The sequence below is a fragment of the Klebsiella oxytoca NBRC 105695 genome (genome assembly GCF_001598695.1).
Classification (GTDB): Bacteria; Pseudomonadota; Gammaproteobacteria; order Enterobacterales; family Enterobacteriaceae; genus Klebsiella; species Klebsiella oxytoca.
The window spans coordinates 494,417-518,126 of sequence record NZ_BCZK01000001.1 but is presented as its reverse complement, the minus strand read 5'-3'; the positions used below and the strand labels follow the sequence as shown (position 1 = coordinate 518,126).

General features: G+C 57.3%; 16 protein-coding genes and 1 pseudogene. 11 read left to right on the top strand and 6 right to left on the bottom strand.

Annotation, left to right across the window (positions count from 1 at the left end; genetic code table 11):
• The first annotated feature begins 75 nt into the window (after positions 1-75).
• Together prs and dauA are read left to right on the top strand one after the other, a co-directional pair.
• The gene (gene prs / locus KO1_RS02245) at positions 76-1,023 is read left to right on the top strand and encodes a ribose-phosphate diphosphokinase (RefSeq protein WP_004103157.1); all 948 of its coding nucleotides are present in this window, start codon (positions 76-78) and stop codon (positions 1,021-1,023) included.
• Between the two features lie 249 nt (positions 1,024-1,272).
• Positions 1,273-2,952 (top strand): C4-dicarboxylic acid transporter DauA, encoded by a 1,680-nt coding sequence (gene dauA, locus KO1_RS02240; protein WP_026055944.1) that lies wholly within the window; start codon positions 1,273-1,275, stop codon positions 2,950-2,952.
• Here the strand turns inward: dauA and KO1_RS02235 are convergent, their stop codons facing one another.
• Both KO1_RS02235 and ychH read right to left on the bottom strand, forming a co-directional pair.
• Complete coding sequence (locus tag KO1_RS02235) at positions 2,953-3,999, bottom strand: MerR family transcriptional regulator (RefSeq protein ID WP_016808841.1); 1,047 nt, start codon at positions 3,997-3,999, stop codon at positions 2,953-2,955. It abuts the gene before it with no gap.
• 209 nt (positions 4,000-4,208) lie between these two features.
• Complete coding sequence (gene ychH, locus KO1_RS02230) at positions 4,209-4,484, bottom strand: stress-induced protein YchH (RefSeq protein WP_004103160.1); 276 nt, start codon at positions 4,482-4,484, stop codon at positions 4,209-4,211.
• A 272-nt stretch (positions 4,485-4,756) separates the two neighbouring features.
• Here ychH and pth point away from each other — a divergent pair, with 272 nt between their 5' ends.
• Together pth and ychF are read left to right on the top strand one after the other, a co-directional pair.
• Complete coding sequence (gene pth / locus KO1_RS02225) at positions 4,757-5,341, top strand: aminoacyl-tRNA hydrolase (protein ID WP_004103161.1); 585 nt, start codon at positions 4,757-4,759, stop codon at positions 5,339-5,341.
• Between the two features lie 117 nt (positions 5,342-5,458).
• Positions 5,459-6,553 carry a redox-regulated ATPase YchF gene (gene ychF / locus KO1_RS02220; protein ID WP_004103162.1) on the top strand — a complete coding sequence of 365 codons (1,095 nt, stop codon included), beginning with the start codon at positions 5,459-5,461 and terminating at the stop codon, positions 6,551-6,553.
• A 71-nt stretch (positions 6,554-6,624) separates the two neighbouring features.
• Here the strand turns inward: ychF and KO1_RS02215 are convergent, their stop codons facing one another.
• Positions 6,625-8,409 (bottom strand): sigma-54 interaction domain-containing protein, encoded by a 1,785-nt coding sequence (locus tag KO1_RS02215; RefSeq protein ID WP_004103163.1) that lies wholly within the window; start codon positions 8,407-8,409, stop codon positions 6,625-6,627.
• Between the two features lie 490 nt (positions 8,410-8,899).
• Between KO1_RS02215 and ygeW the strand changes: the two genes are divergently transcribed.
• The 5 genes from ygeW (at position 8,900) to arcC (ending at position 15,024) form a co-directional block, all read left to right on the top strand.
• A complete protein-coding gene (gene ygeW / locus KO1_RS02210; protein ID WP_004103164.1) occupies positions 8,900-10,087 on the top strand; it encodes a knotted carbamoyltransferase YgeW in 1,188 nt (395 codons plus the stop codon).
• Positions 10,088-10,148: 61 nt separating this feature from the next.
• On the top strand, positions 10,149-11,348 hold the full coding sequence (dpaL, locus tag KO1_RS02205) for a diaminopropionate ammonia-lyase (protein WP_024274376.1): 1,200 nt from the start codon (positions 10,149-10,151) through the stop codon (positions 11,346-11,348).
• A 62-nt stretch (positions 11,349-11,410) separates the two neighbouring features.
• Complete coding sequence (locus tag KO1_RS02200; protein WP_004113674.1) at positions 11,411-12,622, top strand: YgeY family selenium metabolism-linked hydrolase; 1,212 nt, start codon at positions 11,411-11,413, stop codon at positions 12,620-12,622.
• Between the two features lie 50 nt (positions 12,623-12,672).
• Positions 12,673-14,079: a dihydropyrimidinase gene (gene hydA / locus KO1_RS02195; protein WP_004103167.1), complete on the top strand. Its 1,407-nt coding sequence runs from the start codon at positions 12,673-12,675 to the stop codon at positions 14,077-14,079.
• 12 nt (positions 14,080-14,091) lie between these two features.
• A complete protein-coding gene (gene arcC / locus KO1_RS02190; protein WP_004103169.1) occupies positions 14,092-15,024 on the top strand; it encodes a carbamate kinase in 933 nt (310 codons plus the stop codon).
• A gap of 107 nt (positions 15,025-15,131) precedes the next feature.
• On the opposite strand, the pseudogene KO1_RS02185 reads toward arcC, so the two are convergent.
• Positions 15,132-15,908: pseudogene (locus tag KO1_RS02185) on the bottom strand (XdhC family protein); the annotation flags it as partial.
• Positions 15,909-16,439: 531 nt separating this feature from the next.
• Between KO1_RS02185 and ygfK the strand changes: the two are divergent.
• Complete coding sequence (ygfK, locus tag KO1_RS02180) at positions 16,440-19,544, top strand: putative selenate reductase subunit YgfK (protein WP_024274378.1); 3,105 nt, start codon at positions 16,440-16,442, stop codon at positions 19,542-19,544.
• Positions 19,545-19,546: 2 nt separating this feature from the next.
• Positions 19,547-20,878, top strand: coding sequence for a putative aminohydrolase SsnA (gene ssnA, locus KO1_RS02175; protein ID WP_168421975.1), 1,332 nt, complete (start codon positions 19,547-19,549; stop codon positions 20,876-20,878).
• 98 nt (positions 20,879-20,976) lie between these two features.
• Here the strand turns inward: ssnA and KO1_RS02170 are convergent, their stop codons facing one another.
• Positions 20,977-21,453, bottom strand: a complete 477-nt coding sequence (locus tag KO1_RS02170) for a 4Fe-4S dicluster domain-containing protein (protein ID WP_004103174.1) — start codon at positions 21,451-21,453, stop codon at positions 20,977-20,979.
• Complete coding sequence (ygfT, locus tag KO1_RS02165; RefSeq protein WP_024274380.1) at positions 21,450-23,390, bottom strand: formate-dependent uric acid utilization protein YgfT; 1,941 nt, start codon at positions 23,388-23,390, stop codon at positions 21,450-21,452. The genes KO1_RS02170 and ygfT overlap by 4 nt, the downstream gene beginning before the upstream one ends.
• Positions 23,391-23,710 lie beyond the last annotated feature (320 nt).

Genomic DNA, 23,710 nt, shown 5'->3' with positions numbered 1-23,710 from the left:
GGATGAAATCGTGCCCACCCGCACAGTTTTTGGCCCATTTCATCCACCACTGGACGCATGCCTGAGGTTCTTCTCGTGCCTGATATGAAGCTTTTTGCTGGTAACGCCACCCCGGAACTAGCACAACGTATTGCCAACCGCCTGTACACTTCTCTTGGCGACGCCGCTGTAGGTCGTTTTAGCGACGGCGAAGTCAGCGTACAAATCAATGAAAACGTACGCGGTGGTGATATTTTCATCATCCAGTCCACTTGTGCTCCCACCAACGACAACCTGATGGAACTGGTTGTTATGGTTGATGCTCTGCGTCGTGCTTCGGCAGGTCGTATCACCGCTGTTATCCCCTACTTCGGTTATGCTCGCCAGGACCGTCGTGTTCGTTCTGCTCGTGTTCCTATCACCGCGAAAGTGGTTGCTGATTTCCTGTCAAGCGTCGGCGTTGACCGCGTTCTGACCGTTGACCTGCACGCAGAACAAATTCAGGGCTTCTTTGACGTTCCGGTGGATAACGTATTCGGCAGCCCGATCCTGCTGGAAGATATGCTGCAGCTGAACCTGGATAACCCTATCGTGGTTTCTCCGGACATCGGCGGCGTGGTTCGCGCTCGCGCTATCGCCAAGCTGCTGAACGATACCGATATGGCTATCATCGACAAACGCCGTCCGCGCGCTAACGTTTCTCAGGTGATGCACATCATCGGTGACGTCGCTGGTCGTGACTGCGTGATGGTTGACGATATGATCGATACCGGCGGCACCCTGTGTAAGGCCGCAGAAGCGCTGAAAGAGCGCGGTGCTAAACGCGTATTCGCCTACGCAACGCACCCGATCTTCTCCGGCAACGCCATCCAGAACATCAAAAACTCTGTGATTGACGAATTCGTCGTCTGCGATACCATTCCGCTGACGCCGGAAATCAAAGCGCTGGAAAAGGTACGTACTCTGACGCTGTCTGGTATGCTGGCCGAAGCGATTCGTCGTATCAGCAACGAAGAATCTATCTCTGCTATGTTCGAACATTAATCGAGCCCGGCACAAAAACCCGCTGCGGCGGGTTTTTTTGTCTCTGAACCTTTTATTCTTCCACAATATCATTCGGCATGCGTCAAGGCGGCAAGTGAATGAATCCCCGGGAGCGTACCGGCAGTACGTGATCGAGGTAAATGAACGCAGCCAGCAGAGAGGCATCCGAAGGATGGCGTGGATATGACCAATGCCTCCTTCACCTGCCATTTAGTTGACAGATGATGCGCTCATGGATGAAACATTATTGTGAACAGATTATTTTCCTCACATGTGATGCCTTTCCGCGCCCTCATCGACGCTTGTTGGAAAGAAAAATATACCGCTTCGCGGTTTACCCGTGATGCGATCGCCGGGATTACCGTCGGGATTATCGCTATCCCGCTGGCGATGGCGCTGGCAATTGGCAGCGGCGTGGCGCCGCAGTACGGTCTCTACACTTCTGCTGTGGCGGGGATCGTGATTGCGTTAACCGGCGGCTCGCGCTTCAGCGTTTCCGGGCCAACCGCCGCTTTTGTGGTCATTCTCTACCCGGTCTCGCAGCAGTTCGGCCTTGCGGGACTGCTGGTTGCAACTTTGATGTCTGGGATCTTCCTGATTCTTTTCGGCCTGGCACGCTTTGGCCGGCTGATTGAATATATCCCGCTATCGGTTACCCTCGGCTTCACCTCCGGGATCGGTATCACCATTGGTACCATGCAGATTAAAGATTTTCTCGGTCTGCAGATGGCGCATGTGCCTGAACATTATCTGCAGAAAGTCGGCGCGCTGGTTATGGCGCTGCCGACGATTAATCCCGGCGATGCCGCCATCGGTATTGTCACGCTGGGCACGCTGATTATCTGGCCTCGCCTGGGTATTCGTCTGCCGGGCCACCTGCCGGCGCTGCTGGCAGGCTGCGCGGTCATGGGCGTGGTTAATCTGCTCGGCGGCAGCGTCGCCACCATCGGCTCTCAGTTCCACTATATTCTCGCCGACGGCAGTCAGGGCAACGGTATTCCGCAGCTGCTGCCGCAGCTGGTGCTGCCGTGGGATATGCCCGGTTCGGAGTTCACGCTTAGCTGGTCCTCGCTGCGGGCGCTGCTGCCGGCGGCGTTTTCCATGGCCATGCTCGGGGCGATTGAGTCCCTGCTGTGCGCCGTAGTGCTGGACGGCATGACCGGCACCAAACATAAGGCCAATAGCGAGCTCATTGGCCAGGGGCTGGGCAATATCGTCGCTCCGTTCTTCGGCGGCATTACCGCCACCGCCGCCATCGCCCGCTCGGCGGCCAACGTCCGCGCAGGGGCGACTTCGCCGATTTCCGCCGTGATCCACGCGCTGCTGGTCATTATGGCGCTGCTGATCCTCGCTCCCCTGCTCTCCTGGCTGCCGCTTTCCGCTATGGCGGCACTGCTGCTTATGGTGGCATGGAATATGAGCGAAGCGCACAAGGTTGTTAACCTGCTGCGCTATGCGCCAAAAGACGACATTATCGTCATGCTGATGTGCATGTCGCTGACCGTACTGTTTGATATGGTCATCGCGATCAGCGTCGGTATTGTGCTGGCCTCCCTGCTGTTTATGCGCCGGATCGCGCGTATGACCCGCCTCGCTCCGGTGAACGTCGAAGTTCCTGACGACGTTCTGGTGCTGCGCGTGATTGGCCCGCTATTTTTCGCCGCTGCGGAAGGGCTATTTACCGACCTCGAAACCAGAGTGGAAGGTAAGCGTATCGTGGTGCTGAAATGGGATGCGGTGCCGGTGCTGGATGCCGGCGGGCTGGATGCCTTCCAGCGCTTCGTGAATAAGCTGCCGGAAGGCTGTGAACTGCGCGTGTCGAATCTGGAGTTTCAGCCGCTGCGCACGCTGGCGCGCGCCGGCGTTAAACCCATTCCGGGCCGTCTGAGCTTCTACCCGGACCGCAACGCCGCGCTGGCGGATATTTAATTATTCGGCGGCAGGCCCCTGCGCCTGCCGCATCATCACGCCAATCGCCTGCTGAAGCCAGCTGAGCACCTCCGAAGTCATCCACGTTCCCTTCATCAAATGCGGCTCCTGCTCCATGGCATAGCGAAACTTCTGCTGCGTCTGCGCATCCTTACCCGCGTAAGACTGGAACAGCGCCAGCCAGCGCTGCGCCAGCTGCTGACCTTCCGGGGAGGCCGGGTCTCGCTTCTCACGACAGGCCCGATGCAGGTCGGCCACCAGCGCCGGCCACTCCATCAGGCGATCGAAATAGTGCTGCCGGGTAAAGGCCAGCTCTTCGGCGTTCAGATAGCGCGCCCAGATGGCCAGCTTGCTTTCGGCAAAAGCACGGGTAATGAAATCAATCATCTCCGGCGTCACCCCGGTTTGTTCACGCATCTGCGGTTCGGCGGCGTGCATCTCATTCAGGCGAGTCAGAAACTCCGGCCTGCCGGCGGTATCCTGCTCCAGCTGCTCCATCCAGCGGGTTGCCAGCGCAATCGCCCGCGGCTCATCTGCCGGGCAGCGTTCGCCCATGAGCTGCTGCGCTTCCCCCACCAACTCCAGCCATGTCTGGTTACGCTGCTCATCCTGCTCCGCAAACGGCAGCACCTGTAATTCCTGTTGACTAAACCAGCGATCGTACATTTTCATCAGCTCCAGCGTTTGTACCCAGGACTCAAGATCGGGCTCGCCTCCGCTGTCCAGCTCTTCGCGCAGCAGCGCCAGGCGCTGGCGCAGCGTTGAGAGAGTTTGCAGCTGTCGGTCGAGGGTGGCGATCTGCTTGACCAGCAGATCGGACAGCGAGAAGGCGTCCCGGTCGAGATAGTCCTTAATTGTGGCGAGTTCCAGCCCGGCCTGCGCCAGCGCTTTAATCATATGCAGCCGCTGCACGGCCGCCAGATTATATAACCGGTAACCCGCCGCGCTTCTGGCCGAAGGCGTCAGCAATCCCGTTTGTTCATAGTGATGTAACGTGCGGACGGTCATTCCGGCGCGCTTCGCCAGTTCTCCCACCTGAATTAACATGGCTGCTCCTTTCGTATACCAGTGGCACGACTCTGCTGCCTGACGTGACGTCAGGGTCAAGCGCTAAATACGGGGAGGGTATTAAGCAGACTATGCCGAAGAAGCACAATGAGAGAAATAAGGAATTGAGACGACAGCAGAAAGACAGCCTGACTACGCTGCATGAAAACGCACCAGCCGTTGACAACGGCTGGTGGAAAAGAATTCACTCAGCTGTGGCGATGCTGATCGCGGCGGCAGCGTTTATCGTAGTGGCGAACCCACCAGTATCTGTCGCTGACCTGTTCATGACCGCCGATACGCGCGCCCGCCAGCCACAGTACCGCGCCGACAAAGATACTTAATATCGCGCCGTGTGCGAAAAACTGCGGCAGGTCAAGCTGCGGAAGCTGGTTTAAAATGGAATAACCAACGCCGACAACCATGACGACCAACCCCAACCCCATCAGCACATTACCGAGTAACGAAGCGTTTCTGCGTTTCATATGTCACCTCCGGAACCTTGGGTTGCATGGGAATATCCCCAAATCTTATAGGTGTAGTATAGACAATAGCCAATATAGCGATTGCGTGGACGATCACATAAGCGAACATCTTGCCAACAAAAGTTTACAAATAACCTACTGAACAACATCAAATTCTAATTGTTCAAAGCCGTGATTATCCGTTCCGGCCGCGCTTCGCTGGCAGAATTTTGTCAACCGCGCGCGCAGACAGTACACTACGCGCCAGAGAACGATCCAAGCAGGATAAAAAAGTGAGCATAAAACTGATTGTCGGCCTGGCGAACCCCGGCGCTGAATACGCAGCGACCCGACATAACGCCGGCGCCTGGTACGTGGATTTATTGGCAGAACGCTACCGCGCGCCGCTGCGCGAAGAGAGCAAATTCTTCGGCTATACCTCGCGGATTAACCTTGCGGGCGAGGATGTTCGCCTGCTGGTCCCAACGACCTTTATGAACCTGAGTGGTAAAGCCGTCGGCGCGATGGCGACCTTTTTTCGCATTAATCCGGATGAAATCCTGGTCGCCCACGATGAGCTCGACTTACCGCCTGGCGTCGCTAAGTTCAAGCTGGGCGGCGGTCACGGCGGCCATAATGGCCTGAAAGACATCATTAGCAAGCTGGGCAATAACCCGAACTTTCACCGCTTACGCGTGGGAATCGGCCATCCGGGCGATAAAAATAAAGTTGTCGGTTTTGTGCTGGGCAAGCCGCCCGCCAGCGAGCAGAAGCTGATTGATGAGGCCGTTGACGAAGCGGTACGCTGCACCGAAGTGTGGATGAAGGATGGCCTGACCAAAGCGACCAACCGTTTACACGCTTTTAAAGCGCAATAACCGGTCGGCGTGCGGAATTTTTGTCACGCACCGTGTATAATAGGCGAAGTTATTTACTTTTCTACAATCTGTTCACTGTAACAGGTTGATTATCCAAAGATTAAGGTGATTTAAATCATGGGATTCAAATGCGGTATCGTCGGTTTGCCCAACGTCGGCAAATCCACCCTGTTCAATGCGCTCACCAAAGCGGGTATTGAAGCGGCCAACTTCCCCTTCTGTACCATTGAGCCGAACACCGGTGTCGTGCCGATGCCCGATCCGCGTCTGGACAAACTGGCTGAAATCGTTAAACCGCAGCGTATCCTGCCGACCACGATGGAATTCGTTGATATCGCGGGCCTGGTCAAAGGCGCCTCCAAAGGCGAAGGCCTGGGCAACCAGTTTCTGACCAACATCCGCGAAACCGAAGCTATCGGTCACGTGGTGCGCTGTTTCGAAAACGACAACATTATCCACGTTAACAATAAAGTGGACCCGGCTGACGATATTGAAGTGATCAATACCGAACTGGCGCTCTCCGACCTGGATACCTGCGAACGCGCCATCCATCGCGTGCAGAAGAAAGCCAAAGGCGGCGATAAAGACGCGAAAGCCGAGCTGGCGGCGCTGGAAAAATGCCTGCCGCACCTTGAGAATGCCGGTATGCTGCGTTCGTTGAAAAATCTGACCGACGAAGACAAAGCGGCGATTAAATACCTGAGCTTCCTGACCCTGAAGCCGACCATGTATATCGCCAACGTCAACGAAGACGGCTTTGAGAACAACCCTTATCTCGATAAAGTCCGCGAAATCGCCGCTGCCGAAGGTTCGGTGGTCGTCGCCGTTTGCGCCGCCGTTGAGTCCGATATCGCCGAGCTGGACGATGCCGACCGCGATGAGTTTATGGCCGAACTGGGTCTTGAAGAGCCTGGCCTGAACCGCGTTATCCGCGCCGGTTACGAACTGCTGAACCTGCAGACCTACTTCACCGCAGGCGTGAAGGAAGTTCGCGCGTGGACTATCCCGGTCGGCGCAACGGCTCCGCAGGCCGCAGGTAAAATCCACACCGATTTCGAAAAGGGCTTTATCCGCGCGCAGACCATTGCCTATGAAGACTTTATTACCTACAAAGGCGAACAGGGTGCCAAAGAAGCCGGGAAAATGCGCGCTGAAGGTAAAGACTACATCGTAAAAGATGGCGATGTGATGAACTTCCTGTTCAACGTTTAAGCCTTTCTGCGCTCTGAGACCAGTCATAAAATCCACGCTCTCGCGTGGATTTTTTATTGACGCCGTTCCCGTCAGTTCTGACCCGCCGCCAGCGAATATTTCTTTATTTTGCGATACAGCGTGGCGATGCCGATACCCAGCTCGTCCGCTGCCTGCTTTTTATTACTGTAGCGAGAGAGGGCGTCACGGATCATCTGCCGCTCCATCTCTTCCAGCGCCGTTACGTTTTCCTCCTGGGCGATGGTCGCTGCCGCTGAAACAGGCGCTGTCGGCTGGCTCGCCAGTTCACCGCTGCTCAACAGATTGGGCGGCAGGAGGGACATATCGATAATCTCGCCCGAGGGCACCACGTTGACCAGGTACTCCATCAAATTGCTGAGTTCGCGAATATTGCCCGGCCAGCGGTAGCGTTTGAGGAAATCGATCACATCCTGCGCGACGCCGGGGTAAACCAGGTTGAGCCGACCGGTATGCAAATGCAGAAAATAGTGAATCAGTAGCTCAATGTCGTCCTGGCGTTCGCGTAGCGGCGGCAGACGCAGCGGGATAACGTTCAGGCGATAGTAGAGATCTTCGCGGAACTTCCCTTCCGCAATGTACTGGTCAAGGTTTTGATTGGTTGCGGAAATAATGCGGATATCGACCTGAACCGGATGGCTGGCGCCTACCGGCTGAATCTCTCGTGATTCGATGGCCCGCAGCAGCTTGGCCTGCAGGGTGAGCGGCATATCGCCAATTTCATCCAGGAATAGCGTTCCGCTGTTGGCCGCCTGAATCAGGCCGGTCTTACCGTTAGCCGATGCGCCGGTAAACGCCCCCTTCACGTAGCCGAACAGTTCACTCTCCAGTAGCTGCTCGGGGATGGCGGCGCAGTTAATGGCGATAAAGGGCTTCGTGTGGCGGTCGCTGAGCTTGTGGATAGCGCGGGCAACAACCTCTTTCCCGGTCCCGCTCTCGCCGGCTATCATCACGCTGGATGGGCTCGGCGCCACGCGGCTGATGAGCTTTTTCAACTGCCGCATAGGCCGACACTCGCCAACCATCGCTTCAATTTGCGGCCCTTCCTGCCCGCAGCTGAAATCGCCAGAAGAGTGCGACTGGTGAAAGGCCATTAAAAACAGCCATTGATCCTGCACCGCGTGCAGCTGGCCGATAATGAGCTCCTTGCGATCGTCAAAGGAGATAATGTGCTGCATATGGCCGTGCTTGAAATTATCTTCGAAGGTCAAAGGCTGAAACTGGATGGACTTGCCAATAACGTGGCCCTGCGTCACGCTCATTATTTTCAGCGCGGCCTGGTTGGCAAATTTAACTTTTTGATCGTTGCCTACCACCAGCACGCCCTGGTCCATATTTTCAATCATGGTTAAAAATATTTTGTGGATATTATCGCCAACCGCCCGTTCCTGTAAAAAGCGGGAAACGAATATGCTGGAGACGTGGCGAACATAATCTGAAAATTCCTGAATGTTCTCATTAATACGTTCCTGCTGCTCGCGGGTTAGCGCCACCAGGCTAATAACGCCAACGCAGCGGTCGTGATACATCACCGGAGTGCCGAGGAACGCTTTCTCTTCGCACTTGTCCTTATTGTTACAATCTTTGCAGAGAGGATCGAAGCGGGAATGAGTGACGACCTTTTCGCTCTGTGTTTCAATAATGTAACGAAGAAGCCGTGAATTTGAATTTAATTTATAGCCAATCTGCTTACTATAAGCCCCGGTTCCCGCAACGCGGTATAATTCGTTATCGACAATCTCAACCTCCAACTGTAGTACGCTGGACAACATCCTTGCAAACTTCTGAATTGTAGGCTGAATCTGCATTAAAATGGAAGGTGCTTTGGACGGTATCATGTATGTCGGCCTTCTATTATTGCTCACCTGATCGGCATCGAGCGAGGCGGTTTTATTTATCTCTGAAGAATGATACCACTCCCTTTAGCGGCGAGCATTGATATAGATAGGGCCGATCCCCCCACCTTATCTTAAATATGCAATAGCTATCACAGTTCCTTATCAATATGATAAATTCACAGCGGATTTTATCATATTGGCGCAGTGTGAAGATGATAATCGTATTATTCACTGCGCCCTCCCTTGCCTGTACTGCTGGAATTGACGCCAGTGGCACAAATGTCAGCGTTTCCCTGCCGGAGAAACACGCCTGAATTCGTGACCGAGTTAGCATAATCTCAACCATTCAATTTTGACCGTCGCCTCTTGCGGAGGATTTGGCACGCTTATTGTTAGTGATTATACAGCGCTGGCAGTCGCTAATTCGGCAACTCTGCATATCCGACCGCACAGCAATCATTAAGCCGTCATTCACGACCAGGATTGAAACATGAAAACTGTTAACGAACTGATTAAGGATATCAATAAACTTAACTCTCATCTCAGTGAGAAAGACTTTTTGCTGACCTGGGAGCAATCGCCGGATGAGCTGAAGCAGGTGCTGGATGTCGCCGCCGCGCTGAAAACCCTGCGCGATGAAAATATCGCCACCAAAGTGTTTAACAGCGGATTAGGTATTTCCGTATTCCGCGATAACTCAACCCGCACCCGCTTCTCCTATGCCTCCGCGCTCAACCTGTTAGGTCTGGCCCAGCAGGATCTGGATGAGGGAAAATCGCAAATTGCCCACGGCGAAACGGTCCGTGAAACCGCCAACATGATCTCCTTCTGCGCCGATGCCATCGGCATCCGCGATGACATGTTCCTTGGCGCGGGCAATGCCTACATGCGTGAGGTAGGCGAAGCGCTGGATGACGGCCACAAGCAGGGCGTCCTGCCGCAGCGTCCGGCGCTGATCAATCTGCAGTGCGATATCGACCACCCGACGCAATCCATGGCCGATCTCGCCTGGCTGCGCGAGCACTTCGGTTCGCTGGAGAACCTGAAGGGCAAGAAAATCGCTATGACCTGGGCCTATTCGCCGAGCTATGGCAAACCGCTCTCGGTACCGCAGGGCATTATCGGCCTGATGACCCGCTTCGGAATGGACGTTACCCTCGCCCACCCGGAAGGTTACGACCTGATCCCGGACGTTATTGAAGTGGCAAAAAACAACGCCAAAGCTTCCGGCGGCAGCTTCCGCCAGGTAAACAGCATGGAAGAAGCATTTAAAGACGCCGATATCGTCTACCCGAAATCCTGGGCGCCGTACAAGGTGATGGAAAAACGCACCGAGCTGCTGCGCGCGAATGACCATGAAGGTCTGAAGGCGCTGGAAAAAGCCTGCCTTGAACAGAACGCCGGACATAAAGACTGGCACTGTACGGAAGAGATGATGAAACACACCCGCGACGGCGACGCGCTGTACATGCACTGCCTGCCGGCGGATATCACCGGCGTCTCCTGCGACGCGGGCGAAGTCACCGAGGGCGTCTTCGAGAAGTACCGTATCCCGACCTACAAAGAGGCCAGCTGGAAGCCGTATATCATCGCCGCGATGATCGTGTGCCGCAAATACGCCAATCCGGGCAAGGTGCTGGAGCAGCTGCTCAAGGAAGCGCAGAAACGCATCAAATAATCCCCAGGCTGGCCTGCGGGCCAGCCTCATGACTTCGCCCATAAAAGGATAAGGATCGAGTATGTCTGCTTTCTCACTGAAAATGGATATTGCCGAAAACCGTTTTTTCAACGGGGAGACTTCGCCGCTGTTTTCACGCCAGCAGGCGCAGCAGGCTCGCCGCTTTCATCAAAAAATTACCGGCTATAAGCCTACGCCGCTGGTGGCGCTGAACGAGCTTTCCGCCCTGTTTGGCGTGCAAAAAATCCTCGTCAAAGACGAGTCACGACGCTTTGGCCTCAATGCCTTCAAAATGCTCGGTGGCTCTTACGCTATTGCCAGGCTGCTCTGTGAAAAATACCATTTAGATATCAACGACCTCTCCTTCGAAACGCTCAAATCCAGCATTAAAGAGAAGATGACGTTCGCCACCACCACCGATGGCAACCACGGCCGCGGAGTGGCGTGGGCGGCCCGCCAGTTAGGCCAGAACGCCGTTATCTATATGCCTAAAGGTTCCTCACAGGAGCGGGTTGATGCCATTCTGCGCCTCGGCGCCGAGTGTATCGTCACCGACATGAACTACGACGACACCGTCCGCTTTACCATGCAGACCGCGCAGAAAAACGGCTGGGAGGTGGTGCAGGACACCGCCTGGGAAGGCTACACAAAAATTCCGACCTGGATTATGCAGGGCTACGCCACCCTCGCTGATGAAGCGGTAGAACAGCTCTCCTCGATGGGTATCGCCCGTCCGACGCACGTGCTCCTGCAGGGCGGCGTGGGGGCGATGGCGGGCGGCGTGCTGGGCTACCTGGCCGATGTCTACGGCGCGAAGCATCTCCATTCCATTATCGTCGAACCGGAGCTGGCCGACTGTCTCTACCGTTCTGCCCTGAAGGGCCAGATCGTTAACGTCAGCGGCGATATGGCCACCATTATGGCCGGCCTCGCCTGCGGTGAGCCTAACCCGCTGGGCTGGGAAGTGCTGCGCAACTGCGCCACGCAGTTTGTCTCCTGTCAGGACGCCGTCGCCGCCCTCGGCATGCGGGTGCTGGGAAACCCGACGGGCCAGGATCCTCGCATCATCTCCGGCGAATCCGGCGCCGTCGGTCTCGGCCTGCTGGCGGCGATTCATTTCCATCCGCAGCGCGAAGCGCTGATGCACAAGCTCAAGCTGGATAGCGATTCCGTGGTGCTGGTGATTAGCACCGAGGGCGACACCGACGTTAAGCACTATCGCGAAGTCGTCTGGGAAGGCAAACATCCGGCCGCGCAGTAGCCGACTTATCAAATTCCTCCCGCCCGGCGGGAAACCTGTATTCAGAACTGGAGAACATCCTTATGGCTAAGCAAATTCCGTTCAACGCGATCCTGGAAAAATCAAAGCAGTATGAAAAAGAGATGACCCGCTTCCTGCGCGATATGATCGCCATCCCCAGCGAAAGCAGTGATGAGAAGCGCGTGGTGCACCGCATCAAAGAGGAGATGGAGAAAGTCGGGTTCGACAAAGTGGAAATCGATCCGATGGGTAACGTACTGGGCTACATCGGCCACGGCCCGCGTCTGGTCGCCATGGACGCGCACATTGACACCGTCGGCATTGGTAACATCAAAAACTGGAACTTCGACCCGTACGAAGGTATGGAGACCGATGAGCTGATCGGCGGACGCGGCGCGTCTGACCAGGAGGGCGGAATGGCCTCCATGGTTTATGCCGGTAAAATTATCAAAGATCTGGGTCTGGAAGATGAGTATACCCTGCTGGTGACCGGTACCGTTCAGGAGGAGGACTGCGACGGCCTGTGCTGGCAGTACATTATTGAACAGTCCGGCATTCGTCCTGAATTTGTCGTCAGCACCGAACCCACCGACTGCCAGATTTACCGCGGCCAGCGCGGGCGTATGGAGATCCGCGTGGAAGTTCAGGGCGTCAGCTGCCACGGCTCCGCTCCGGAGCGCGGCGATAACGCCATCTTCAAAATGGCCCCCATTCTCACCGAGCTGGAACAACTTTCGCAGAAGCTGGGCTACGACGAGTTCCTCGGCAAAGGCACCCTGACCGTGTCAGAGATTTTCTTCACCTCGCCGAGCCGCTGCGCGGTGGCGGATAGCTGCGCCGTCTCCATTGACCGCCGTCTGACCTGGGGCGAAACCTGGGAAGGCGCTCTGGAAGAGATCCGCGCGCTGCCGGCGGTGAAAAAAGCCGCCGCGGTGGTCTCAATGTACAACTACGAACGCCCCTCCTGGACCGGGCTGGTCTACCCGACCGAATGCTACTTCCCGACCTGGAAAGTGGAAGAGAACCACTTCACCGTCCGCGCCCTGAGTAACGCCTACGAAGGTCTGTTCGGCAAAGCGCCGGTGGTGGATAAGTGGACCTTCTCCACCAACGGCGTGTCAATTATGGGCCGCCACGGCATTCCGGTTATCGGTTTTGGGCCAGGGAAAGAGCCGGAAGCGCACGCGCCAAATGAGAAAACCTGGAAATCGCATCTGGTGACCTGCGCCGCAATGTATGCCGCCATCCCGCTGAGCTGGCTGGCTACGGAGTAATTGTTCGTCCTGTCTGCCGCCGCGCTCTGCGGCGGTATGTTGAGGTTTCTATGCGCGTACTGATTAAAAATGGCCTCGTCGTCAACGCCGACGGACAGGTAAAGCAGGACCTGCTCATTGAAGATGGCCTCGTCAAGCGCCTTGCCGATTCTATTGAGGCAGAACAACCCTGCGAAGTGATTGACGCCGAGGGCTGCTACGTGATGCCCGGCGGCGTCGACGTTCATACTCATTTCAATATTGACGTGGGGCTCGCCCGCAGCTGCGATGATTTTTTTACCGGAACCCGGGCCGCGGCCTGCGGCGGCACCACCACCATTGTTGATCATATGGGCTTTGGCCCCGTCGGCTGCCACCTGCGCCACCAGTTCGAAGTCTATCGCGGCTACGCCGCCTATAAAGCCGTTATCGACTACAGTTTTCACGGCGTTATCCAGCACGTTAACCACGGCATTCTCGACGAGATCCCGATGATGGTGGATAGCGGCATCAGCAGCTTTAAGCTCTATCTGACCTACCAGTACAAACTTAACGATGACGAGTTGCTGCAGGCAATGCGCCACCTGCAGCGCGCCGGCGCGCTGACGACGGTCCATCCGGAAAACGATGCCGCCATCGCCCAGCGCCGGGCGGAATTTATCAACGCCGGTAAAACCGCGCCGCGCTATCACGCCCTGAGCCGCCCGCTGGAGTGCGAGGCGGAAGCCATCGCCCGAACGATCAACCTCGCCAGGCTGGCGGGAAACGCGCCGCTCTATATTGTTCATCTTTCCAACGCCCTGGGCCTGGAGTATCTACGTCTTGCCAGAAGACGCCACCAGCCGGTGTGGGTAGAGACCTGCCCGCAGTATCTGCTGCTCGACGAGCGCTGCTATGAGCGTGAAGATGCGCTTAACTACCTGCTCAGCCCTCCTCTGCGCAACGCCAGTAATAACGATGCGCTATGGCGCGGCATCCATGATGGGGATATTGACACGGTCGCCACCGACCACTGCGCGTTCTCTGCGCAGCAGCGCAGGCAGATCTCCGGCGGCGACTTTAGCCGCTGCCCGAACGGCCTGCCTGGGGTGGAAAACCGGCTGCTGCTGCTGTTCTCGCACGGCGTGATGACCGGGCGCATCACCCCCGAGCGCTTTGTGGCGCTCACCAGCGCCAATCCGGCGAAGCTGTTTGGTCTGTGGCCGCAGAAGGGTCTGCTGGCGCCCGGCGCCGATGGCGACGTGGTTATCATCGATCCACAGCGTACGACCACCATCCGCCATGCCATGCTGCACGACAACGCAGACTATTCACCCTATGAAGGCTTTATCTGCCAGGGCGCGATTCGCCAGACGCTCTCCCACGGCAGAGTGATCTTTGATAACGGCACCTTTACCGGCATCGCCGGACAGGGCCGCTTTTTACGCCGACAACCTTTTTCCACCGCTCACCAGGCCGTCAGCGGAACAGAAACGTAATGAGAGGAAGCTATGAGTAAAAAAATTGTTCTCGCTCTCGGCGGGAATGCGCTGGGCGACGATCTCGCCGGACAGATGCGGGCCGTACAGCACACCGCCCGGACGATCGTCGATCTTATCTCCCTTGGCCACCAGGTGGTGGTCACTCACGGCAACGGCCCGCAGGTGGGCATGATTAATCAGGCCTTCGAGGCCGCGGCAAAAACCGAGGCCCACACGCCGATGCTACCGATGTCGGTCTGCGTGGCTCTCAGCCAGGGCTACATCGGCTACGACCTGCAGAACGCGATTCGTGAAGAACTGCTCACGCGCCAGCTGGACATTCCGGTGGCCACCCTGATAACCCAGGTGGAAGTGGACGCTAACGATGAGGCTTTTCTTAATCCGACCAAGCCCATCGGCTCATTCTTCAGCAAAGAAGAGGCTGAAAAGCTGAGCCAAAACGGCTATATCATGAAAGAGGATGCCGGGCGCGGCTACCGTCGCGTCGTCGCGTCGCCAAAGCCGGTCGATATTATCGAGAAACAAACGGTAAAAGCGCTGATGGATGACTGCCACGTGGTGATCACCGTCGGCGGCGGCGGCATTCCGGTCATACGCGAAGGTAATCATTTGCGCGGCGCCAGCGCGGTCATCGACAAGGACTGGGCCAGCGCGAAGCTGGCGGAGATGATCGACGCCGATCTGCTGATCATCCTCACCGCCGTGGAGAAGGTGGCGATCAACTTCGGTAAACCTGACGAGCAGTGGCTGGATAACCTCTCCCTGCGCGATGCCGAACGTTTTATCGAAGAGGGACACTTTGCCAAAGGCTCTATGCTGCCAAAAGTGGAAGCCGCCGCCGCCTTCGCCCGCTCAGGCCCGGGGCGCAAAGCGCTGATCACGATGCTAAGCAAAGCCAAAGAGGGGATAGAAGGAAAAACGGGCACCATCATAAGCCAATAAGCTGTACGCTACGGGTTGCCGGGAACCTCCCGGCAACTCTCCCCTGCTCTTCAGATTGCCACCGCCTCAGCCAGACAATCCGGCTGACAAGATTGCCGCACCTGATCCATAAGCCCCCCAGGCGCGCCGTTTTTCACCTGCAGGATTTCCGCCAGTACGCTGATAGCAATCTCGTTTGGCGTCTCGGCGCCGATGTCATAACCAATCGGCGCCCGCAGGCGGCTGATATCCGCCTCCGGCACGCCGTTCTCCCGCATCTGGCGTAAAAAAGCCTGCACTTTCCGTCGGCTGGCCAGCAGCCCAAGCCAGGCTACCGGCTGGGTTATCAGCCTGTCCAGCGCCTCGCGATCCTGGTTGTTGGTGGCGATCAGTACGAAATCCTGCGGCCGCACCGCCATCGCCTCGACCACTTCCGTAAAGCTGGAGCCATGGACCAGCCTCGCCGAAAGCGGAAAAGCCTCCGGGCAAAGGCTGGCGGGATAGATATCGCCCACGCAGATGTCAAAATCCACCAGCGCCGCGGCGTGGGCAACCGCACGATTGACGTGCCCGGCGCCGACCAACAGCAGGCGCGGGCGCAGGCCGTGAACGCTGATATAAACCGACATCGCGCCGCCGCAGTCGGAGCCCACGGCGTCGCTACCGGTGCGCGCCATGCGGCCGTGGAACATTCGCGACTCCCGCTCGCTCAGCGCCTCCAGCGCCTCATTGATGACTTTACGCTCCACCATCCCGCCGCCAATGGTGCCCACAATCGAGCCGTCCTCCCGGATGAGCATCTGAGCGGAGTGTCGGGGGGTAGAGCCCCGGCTTTCGACAATCTGCGCCAGGGCAAAGGGACGGTTCTGCTCCTCAAGTCGTGCAGCTTCTGCAAAAATATTCATACCAACCTCAAAGGCGATGTTTACGGCTCTATTTGATTATCTGCGATATTTCCCCGGGTTCTCAGTTTGAGAGTCTACCCGGCGTAGAAATAGCGTCGCAGCGACCCGTAGCAACTATGCAATATTTATACTTAGCCGCTATTTTTCATCGTAAATTGTGAGTCAGGTCATTTCGTTAGCCCTATTGACGCTGCAACGAGGGTATCTCATCAATTATTTCCTCTGTTACCGCAGCAAAAATAAGCCGCCTGCTGAAATCACCGCCGAATAGCCGACATAAATTATCATTCTGATATTCCGGATCTGATTTTGAGAAATCTCGCCGAATGATAAAGCGTATTGATTTGAGTTCTCATTTACCCGCTATGGAATTATTCGCCCGGCACCGTCGAGTTTCGACCTGGTTCACAAATTAATTATTTCGCCGCCGCGGTTTGAATAACTGGTGTGATTGTTGCTCCTCTTTCGTTATCCGTCGGGATTATTACCACCGGCAATGTCGATCTTACAATGATATCTAAGGAGAGGGTTATGGGAGATATAATGCGTCCCGTGCCGTTTGAGGAGCTTTTAACGCGCATTTTCGACGAGTATCAGAGTCAGCGGACTATTTTTGGCATTCCCGAGCAACAGTTTTACACGCCGCAGGCGCAGAGGTCGATCGGCGTATTCGGCGAAAGCTGTGCGACGCCGCTCGGCCCGGCAGCAGGGCCGCATACCCAGCTGGCGCAAAACATCATTACCGCATGGCTCACCGGCGGGCGGTTTATCGAGCTGAAAACCGTACAGATCCTTGACCGTCTGGAGCTGGAAAAGCCCTGTATCGATGCCGAAGATGAGTGCTTTAACACCGAATGGTCCACCGAATTTACCCTCAAGAAAGCCTGGGATGAATACCTGAAAGCCTGGTTCACGCTGCATCTGCTCGAGCAGGTCTTTCCGCTGGGCACCCATAAAGAGAGCAAATCGTTTATTTTCAATATGAGCGTTGGCTACAACCTTGACGGTATTAAACAGCCGCCAATGCAGGAATTTATCGACAATATGATGGACGCCTCCGCCCATCCTAAATTCGCCCAGTACCGCGACACCCTGAACCGCTGGCTGCAAAATAGAACCTTTATCGATCGCCTGCCAACATGCGCGCGCAAAGACGGGCTCGATAACCTTGCCCAGCGCGTGCCCGCCAGGCTGGTGGAAGGGGTGACCCTCTCGACGATGCACGGCTGTCCGCCGGATGAGATCGAAGCCATCTGCCGCTATATGCTGACGGAGAAAAACCTCAACACCTTTGTGAAGCTCAATCCGACCCTGCTCGGCTATCCACGCGTACGCCAGATCCTCGACGCCTGCGGCTTCGGCTATATCGGCCTTAGCGAAGAGTCATTTGACCACGACCTTAAGATCGACCGGGCGCTGGAGATGCTGACGCGCCTGATGGCGCTGGCGAAAGAGCGCAGCCTCGGCTTTGGCGTCAAGCTGACCAACACCCTCGGCACCGTCAATAACAAGGGGGCGCTGCCGGGAGATGAAATGTATATGTCCGGCCGCGCCCTGTTCCCGCTATCTATCAACGTGGCCGCCCTGCTCTCGCGGGCGTTTGACGGCAAGCTACCGATCTCCTATTCCGGCGGCGCCAGCCAGCTGAATATTCGCGAAATTTTCGAAACAGGCATTCGCCCTATCACCATGGCCACCGACCTGCTGAAGCCGGGAGGATATCTGCGCCTGAGCGAGTGCATGCGCGAGCTGGAAAAAGCCGACGGCTGGAACATGACGCAGATCGACGTCGAGCGCCTCAACGCGCTGGCGGAAAAAGCGGTGAGCATGGACTACACCCAGAAACAGTGGAAGCCGGAAGAGCGCATTGATACCGGCGAGCCCCTGCCGCTGCTTGACTGCTACGTCGCCCCCTGCGTAACGGCCTGCGCCATTAAGCAGGATATTCCGGAATATATTCGCCTGCTGGGCGAGCATCGCTACGCCGACGCGCTGGAGCTAATCTATCAGCGTAACGCGTTGCCGGCCATTACCGGCCATATCTGCGACCACCAGTGCCAGTACAACTGTACGCGCCTGGATTACGACAGCGCGCTCAACATTCGTGAGCTGAAAAAAGTGGCGCTGGAGAAAGGCTGGGACGAGTACCGCAGCCGCTGGCACAAACCCGCGGGCTCCGGCTCCCTGCACCCGGTAGCGGTGATCGGCGCAGGCCCTGCGGGTCTCGCCGCCGGATACTTTCTCGCCCGCGCCGGGCATCCGGTCACGGTTTTTGAACGCGAAGCCAACGCCGGGGGCGTGGTGCAGAATATCATTCCGCAGTTCCGCATTCCCGGCGAGCTTATCCAGCACGATATCGATTTTGTCGTCGCCCACGGCGTCAAAATTGAGTACGGCTGCGACCCGCATCTGAGCGTAGAAAAGCTGCAGGCGGAAGGTTTTCGTTATGTACTGGTCGGCACCGGTACCGATAAAAACAGCGGCGTGAAGCTGCGCGGCGATAACCAGAACGTGCATAAGTCGCTGCAGTTCCTGCGCCAGTTCAACCGCGGCGACCGACTGGATCTGGGCAAACGCGTGGCCGTGGTCGGCGCCGGCAATACCGCGATGGACTGCGCCCGCGCGGCGCTACGCGTGCCGGGCGTGCAGAGCGCAACCATCGTCTATCGCCGTTCTCAGCAAGAGATGCCCGCCTGGCGCGAAGAGTACGATGAGGCGCTGCTCGACGGCGTCGACTTCGAGTGGCTATGCAACCCGGAACAGTTTAACGCCGACGGAACGCTCGTCGTACGCGTGATGAAGCTGGGCGAGCCGGATGAGAAAGGCCGCCGCCGTCCGGTAGAAACCGATGAACTTCGCACGCTGAAAGTCGACTCCCTGATTACCGCCATCGGCGAGCAGCAGGACGGCGAAGCGCTGTCGGCAATGGGGATCCCGCTCGACCCGCAGGGCTGGCCGGTGGTCAACGCCGATGGCGAGACCAGCAAGCCGAACGTCTTTCTGATTGGCGACGTTCAGCGCGGCCCCTCTTCTATCGTCTCCGCTATCGGCAACGCGCGGCGGGCCACGGACCTGATCCTGGCGCGGGAGAATATCGCCAGCAGCTACGGGAATAAAGTCTGGAACAATGTCGATCCGGCGAAGGTGTATCAGCGTAAAGGCGCTATCGCCGTCACGCTGGTGGATAAAAACCAGCGCGAGGCTTTTGTCGAGCAGGAAGCCAGCCGCTGCCTGGAGTGCAACTACGTGTGCAGCAAGTGCGTCGACGTCTGTCCAAACCGCGCCAATATTTCCGTGGCCGTCCCGGGGTTCCAGAATCGTTTCCAGACCCTGCACCTGGACGCTTATTGCAACGAATGCGGCAACTGCGCTCAGTTCTGCCCGTGGCAGGGGAAACCGTATAAAGACAAAATCACCGTATTCAGCCTCGAGCAGGATTTTGTCAACAGCACCAATCCGGGCTTCTTCGTCGAGGGCGCCAGCGTCAAAGTGCGCCAGAACGACCAGACGTGGCAGCTGGAAATTAACGACCGCGGCCAGTTTAACGAGGTGCCGGCCCAGCTCGACGCCATGTGCCGCATCATAAGCCATATTCATCAGCATCAAAGCTATCTCCTGGGAGGCGTTGAAGTATGAGTATCCTGATCCTGAAAAATGCCACCGCCGCGCAGATCTATCCGGCGAAAGTGTGGGAGAACGTCGATATTGCCATTGAGGATGATAAAATTCTCGCCGTCGGCCCCGGCCTGTGCCAGCGCTATCCGCAGGCGCAGGTGAAAGAGATGCGCGGGCAACTGGTAATGCCCGGCATGGTCTGCTCGCATAATCACTTTTATTCCGGCCTGTCCCGGGGGATTCAGGCTAATATCGCCCCCAGCCCGGACTTTATCTCCACGCTGAAAAACCTGTGGTGGCGCCTTGACCGGGCGCTGGACGAAGAGTCGCTTTTCTACAGCGGTCTGATCTGCGCCATGGAGGCCGTGCGTAGCGGCTGCACGGCGGTTATCGATCATCATGCGTCGCCCCACTATATCGCTGGCTCCCTGAGCCAGCTGCGCAACGCTTTTCTCAAAATCGGGCTGCGCGGGATGACCTGCTTCGAAACGACCGACCGCAACTTTGGCAGCCGCGAGCTGCGCGACAGCGTTGAGGAGAATATTCGCTTTGCCAGAGAGATCGACGCCGCCCGCGAAAAAGGAGAGCAACCTTATCTGGTGGAGGCCCATATCGGCGCCCATGCGCCGTTCACCGTGCCTGATGAAGGCCTGGTGATGCTGCGCGAAGCGCTAAAAGCCACCGGCCGCGGCCTGCATATCCACGCGGCGGAAGACCGCTACGATGTTTCTCACAGCCATCACCTTTACGGCAAGGACCTGCTGGTGCGGCTGGCGGAGTTCGACCTTATCAACAGTAAGACGCTGATTGCTCACGGTCTGTATATCTCCGATGCCGACGTGGAGCTGCTCAATGCGCAGGACGGTTTCCTGGTGCATAACGCGCGCTCCAATATGAACAATCACGTCGGCTACAACTACCGCCTGCCGCAGATCCGTAATCTGGCGCTCGGCACCGACGGCATTGGTTCCGATATGTTCGAGGAGCTGAAGTTTGCCTTCTTTAAACACCGCGACGCCGGCGGGCCGCTGTGGCCGGACAGCTTCGCGAAGGCGCTGAGTAACGGTAATGAACTGTTGAATCGCAACTTCAACGCCCACTTTGGCCGCCTTGAGGCGGGCTATAAAGCGGACCTCACCATTTGCGACTATATGGCGCCGACGCCGCTGATCGCGGAAAATATCGCCGGACATATCGCCTTCGGCCTGGGAGCAAACAGCGTGCGCAGCGTGATGGTGAACGGCGTGATGATCTACGAGGATCGCCAGTTCAGCTTCGACTGCGAGCCGATATTCCGCGAAGCGCAGAAAGTGGCGAAAAAAATGTGGGCGCGAATGGATGCGCTCCCCGCATAGCCCGTGCAAAAATGCTAAACCGGCCTGACAAGCCGGTTTTTTTTGCAGACAGCGCGCGTGAAATGACCCGGCAGCTTACGCGCCGCCGGGCGCAACGTTTATAGCGACAGCAGCGCGGCAGTAGCGATATTGCGCTGCTTTTGCAGCGCTCTGAGCTGCTCTTCGGTCATGATACTCAGCGCCGCCGTCGGGCAGACATCAACGCAGGCGGGGCCGCGCTCGCGGGTACCGCAAAGGTCGCACTTGACGATAACCGGCGTCAGACCGGCCTCCACCTCGATGGTAATCGCCCCAAACGGGCAGGCGACAACGCAGCTCTGACAACCAATGCAGCGTCCGCCGTCGGCTTCAACTTTCTCCGCCCCCATACTCAGCGCCCCGGTCGGGCAGGCGCCCACGCAGGGCGCATTCTCGCACTGATGACACATCACCGGCACGCTAAGATCGTCGAGGCGCATCACCTTCAGGCGGGGATGGAACTCCGCCCCCGGCGCCACATGTTCCAGCGCACAGGCAACCTCACAGGTCCTGCAGCCGATGCAGGCCTGCGAACTGGCAACGATAAAACTGGTCATATCTCCTCCCGGGCCCTGAATTGCGTCAACATCTCGCTGGCCGCCTGCCGCCCGGCGACCATGGCGGTAACCACCAGGTCCGCCCCGGTCACGGCGTCGCCGCCGGCAAAGATTTTGTCATGGCTGGTTTGCGTCGTTCCGCGCCCTTTTCCACCGGTGACTATCTGCCCCCAGCGGTCCAGCTTAATGCCGTGGCCGCGTAGCCACGGCATCTCGTGAGCCTGAAAGCCAAACGCCATAATGAGCACATCGGCTTGAAGTTCAAACCCGGAATCCGGGATCGGCTGCGGCCGGCGGCGGCCGTCTGGACCCGGCTCGCCCATCTTCGTGCGGATCATCTCCACCGCGCAGACCTGCCCCTTACGGTTGAGCTGAATGCGCTGCGGCTGCACGTTAAACTCAAATTTCACTCCCTCTTCCCGCGCGTTCACCACCTCTTTTTTCGATCCGGGCATGCTCAGTTCATCGCGACGGTAAGCGCAGGTCACGCTCGCTGCGCCGCGGCGAACGGCGGTGCGCAGACAGTCCATCGCCGTATCTCCCCCGCCAAGGACCACCACGCGTTTCCCCTTGATGTCGGTCAGCGGATACTCGGCGCTCTCTTCAAGCCCCATCACCTCGCGGGTGCTGGCAATCAGGAACGGCAGGGCCTGAATCACGCCGGGGGCGTTCTCTCCCTCCAGACCGGCGGCCATCAGACCGTAGGTGCCCACGCCGAGGAAGACGGCGTCATAGTTTTTCAGCAGATCGGCAAAAGCCACGTCGCGACCCACCTCCTGATTGAGATGAAAATTGACGCCCATGGCGCTAAAAATGTCGCGGCGCATCTCAAGCACCTTTTTATCCAGCTTGAACGGCGGGATACCGAAGGTTAGCAGACCGCCGATCTCCGGATGGCGGTCAAAAACATCAACGTGCACGCCCGCGCACACGAGAATATCGGCGCAGCCCAAACCGGCAGGCCCGGCGCCGATCACCGCCACCCGCTCCGGTCGCGGGGCCACTTTGTCGATTGTCGGCCGCCAGCCCATCGCCAGCGCGGTATCGGTGATATAGCGCTCAAGGTTGCCAATGGCGACCGAGCCGCCTTCGTTCTTGAGCGTGCAGGCCCCTTCGCACAGCCTGTCCTGTGGACAGACCCGGCCGCAAATCTCCGGCAGGGAGCTGCTCTGATGGCATAACTCCGCCGCCTCGATAATCTTGCCCTCGTTCACCAGGCGAATGAAATCGGGAATATGATTATGTAAAGGACAGGTCCAGTTGCACCATGCCTTCTGCGCGCAGTAGAGACAGCGTTCGCTCTCGTACTCCGCATCGCACTCGCTCAGCGGCTGATAGATTTCCCGGAAGTGCTGCATGCGGTCATCGGCGGGCACTTTTTTTGCGCCAACGCGCGGAGGTTTATTGAGTATCGCCCGACGTCTTACGCCACGAACGGCTTCCAGCGGGGTTTCCAGCGCGGAGCGGATCTGCCGCGCGGTACGCAGCTGGTTAACCGCGGCTTCATCCATCAGACGCAGCGCCTGGGTTGGACAGCTGGCCACGCACGCCTGCTGACCGGAAGGATGCTGACGGCAAAGATCGCATTTCTGCGCCAGCTGCGGCGCGTCGTCATCGTTGGCCACCATCTCAATCGCCCCAAAGGGACAGGCGATGACGCAGTTTTTACAGCCGATGCACAGCGCCTCTGTAAACTGAACGCTGTCGTTGGCTACGATCAGCGCCTGGGTCGGGCAAGCGCCGACGCAGGGAGCGTCGTTGCAGTGGCGGCAGGTTGTCGCACTGCTGGCGTTGCGGTGGAAGAACACCCGAATACGCGGCAGAAAGTCGCTGCGCTGCTGGGGCCAGCTGTCCTGGCGATGAGAGGTGACGCAGGCCACTTCACAGGCGTGGCAGCCAATACAGTTTGCAGAATCGGCAACAATAAATTTATTCATTTGCTTCCCTTTATTATTCCAGGACTCACCGGGAAGCGATGCAATAATCAGGCGATTTTTTTCAGGGTATTCATATGCTGTTCATTTTTGCGAGCAGCCTCAAAAAAAAGTGCCCCTCAGCGTAACGGCGAGATAATTATCCACGCGCGCTGAGGGAAAATTATTCGCTGCGTTCTGGATTTAATCATGTTGATAATTCAACGTATCGTGCGTAATACCAAAATGAGATTATCCCTATCTCAATGTGATAGCGCACATTTTTTGCCAACGTGTCTTATTTAAAGATATGGCCCTCAGAGAGATATTCCGCCCTTTTTCCC

Excerpts from the sequence above, each read along its gene's own strand:
- KO1_RS02235 (WP_016808841.1), bottom strand. The coding sequence starts at position 3,999 with ATGTTAATTCAGGTGGGAGAACTGGCGAAGCGCGCCGGAATGACCGTC.
- ygfK (WP_024274378.1), top strand. The coding sequence starts at position 16,440 with ATGGGAGATATAATGCGTCCCGTGCCGTTTGAGGAGCTTTTAACGCGC.
- ychH (WP_004103160.1), bottom strand. The coding sequence starts at position 4,484 with ATGAAACGCAGAAACGCTTCGTTACTCGGTAATGTGCTGATGGGGTTG.
- KO1_RS02200 (WP_004113674.1), top strand. The coding sequence starts at position 11,411 with ATGGCTAAGCAAATTCCGTTCAACGCGATCCTGGAAAAATCAAAGCAG.
- KO1_RS02215 (WP_004103163.1), bottom strand. The coding sequence starts at position 8,409 with ATGATACCGTCCAAAGCACCTTCCATTTTAATGCAGATTCAGCCTACA.
- dpaL (WP_024274376.1), top strand. The coding sequence starts at position 10,149 with ATGTCTGCTTTCTCACTGAAAATGGATATTGCCGAAAACCGTTTTTTC.
- ychF (WP_004103162.1), top strand. The coding sequence starts at position 5,459 with ATGGGATTCAAATGCGGTATCGTCGGTTTGCCCAACGTCGGCAAATCC.
- arcC (WP_004103169.1), top strand. The coding sequence starts at position 14,092 with ATGAGTAAAAAAATTGTTCTCGCTCTCGGCGGGAATGCGCTGGGCGAC.
- ygeW (WP_004103164.1), top strand. The coding sequence starts at position 8,900 with ATGAAAACTGTTAACGAACTGATTAAGGATATCAATAAACTTAACTCT.
- KO1_RS02170 (WP_004103174.1), bottom strand. The coding sequence starts at position 21,453 with ATGACCAGTTTTATCGTTGCCAGTTCGCAGGCCTGCATCGGCTGCAGG.
- ygfT (WP_024274380.1), bottom strand. The coding sequence starts at position 23,390 with ATGAATAAATTTATTGTTGCCGATTCTGCAAACTGTATTGGCTGCCAC.
- hydA (WP_004103167.1), top strand. The coding sequence starts at position 12,673 with ATGCGCGTACTGATTAAAAATGGCCTCGTCGTCAACGCCGACGGACAG.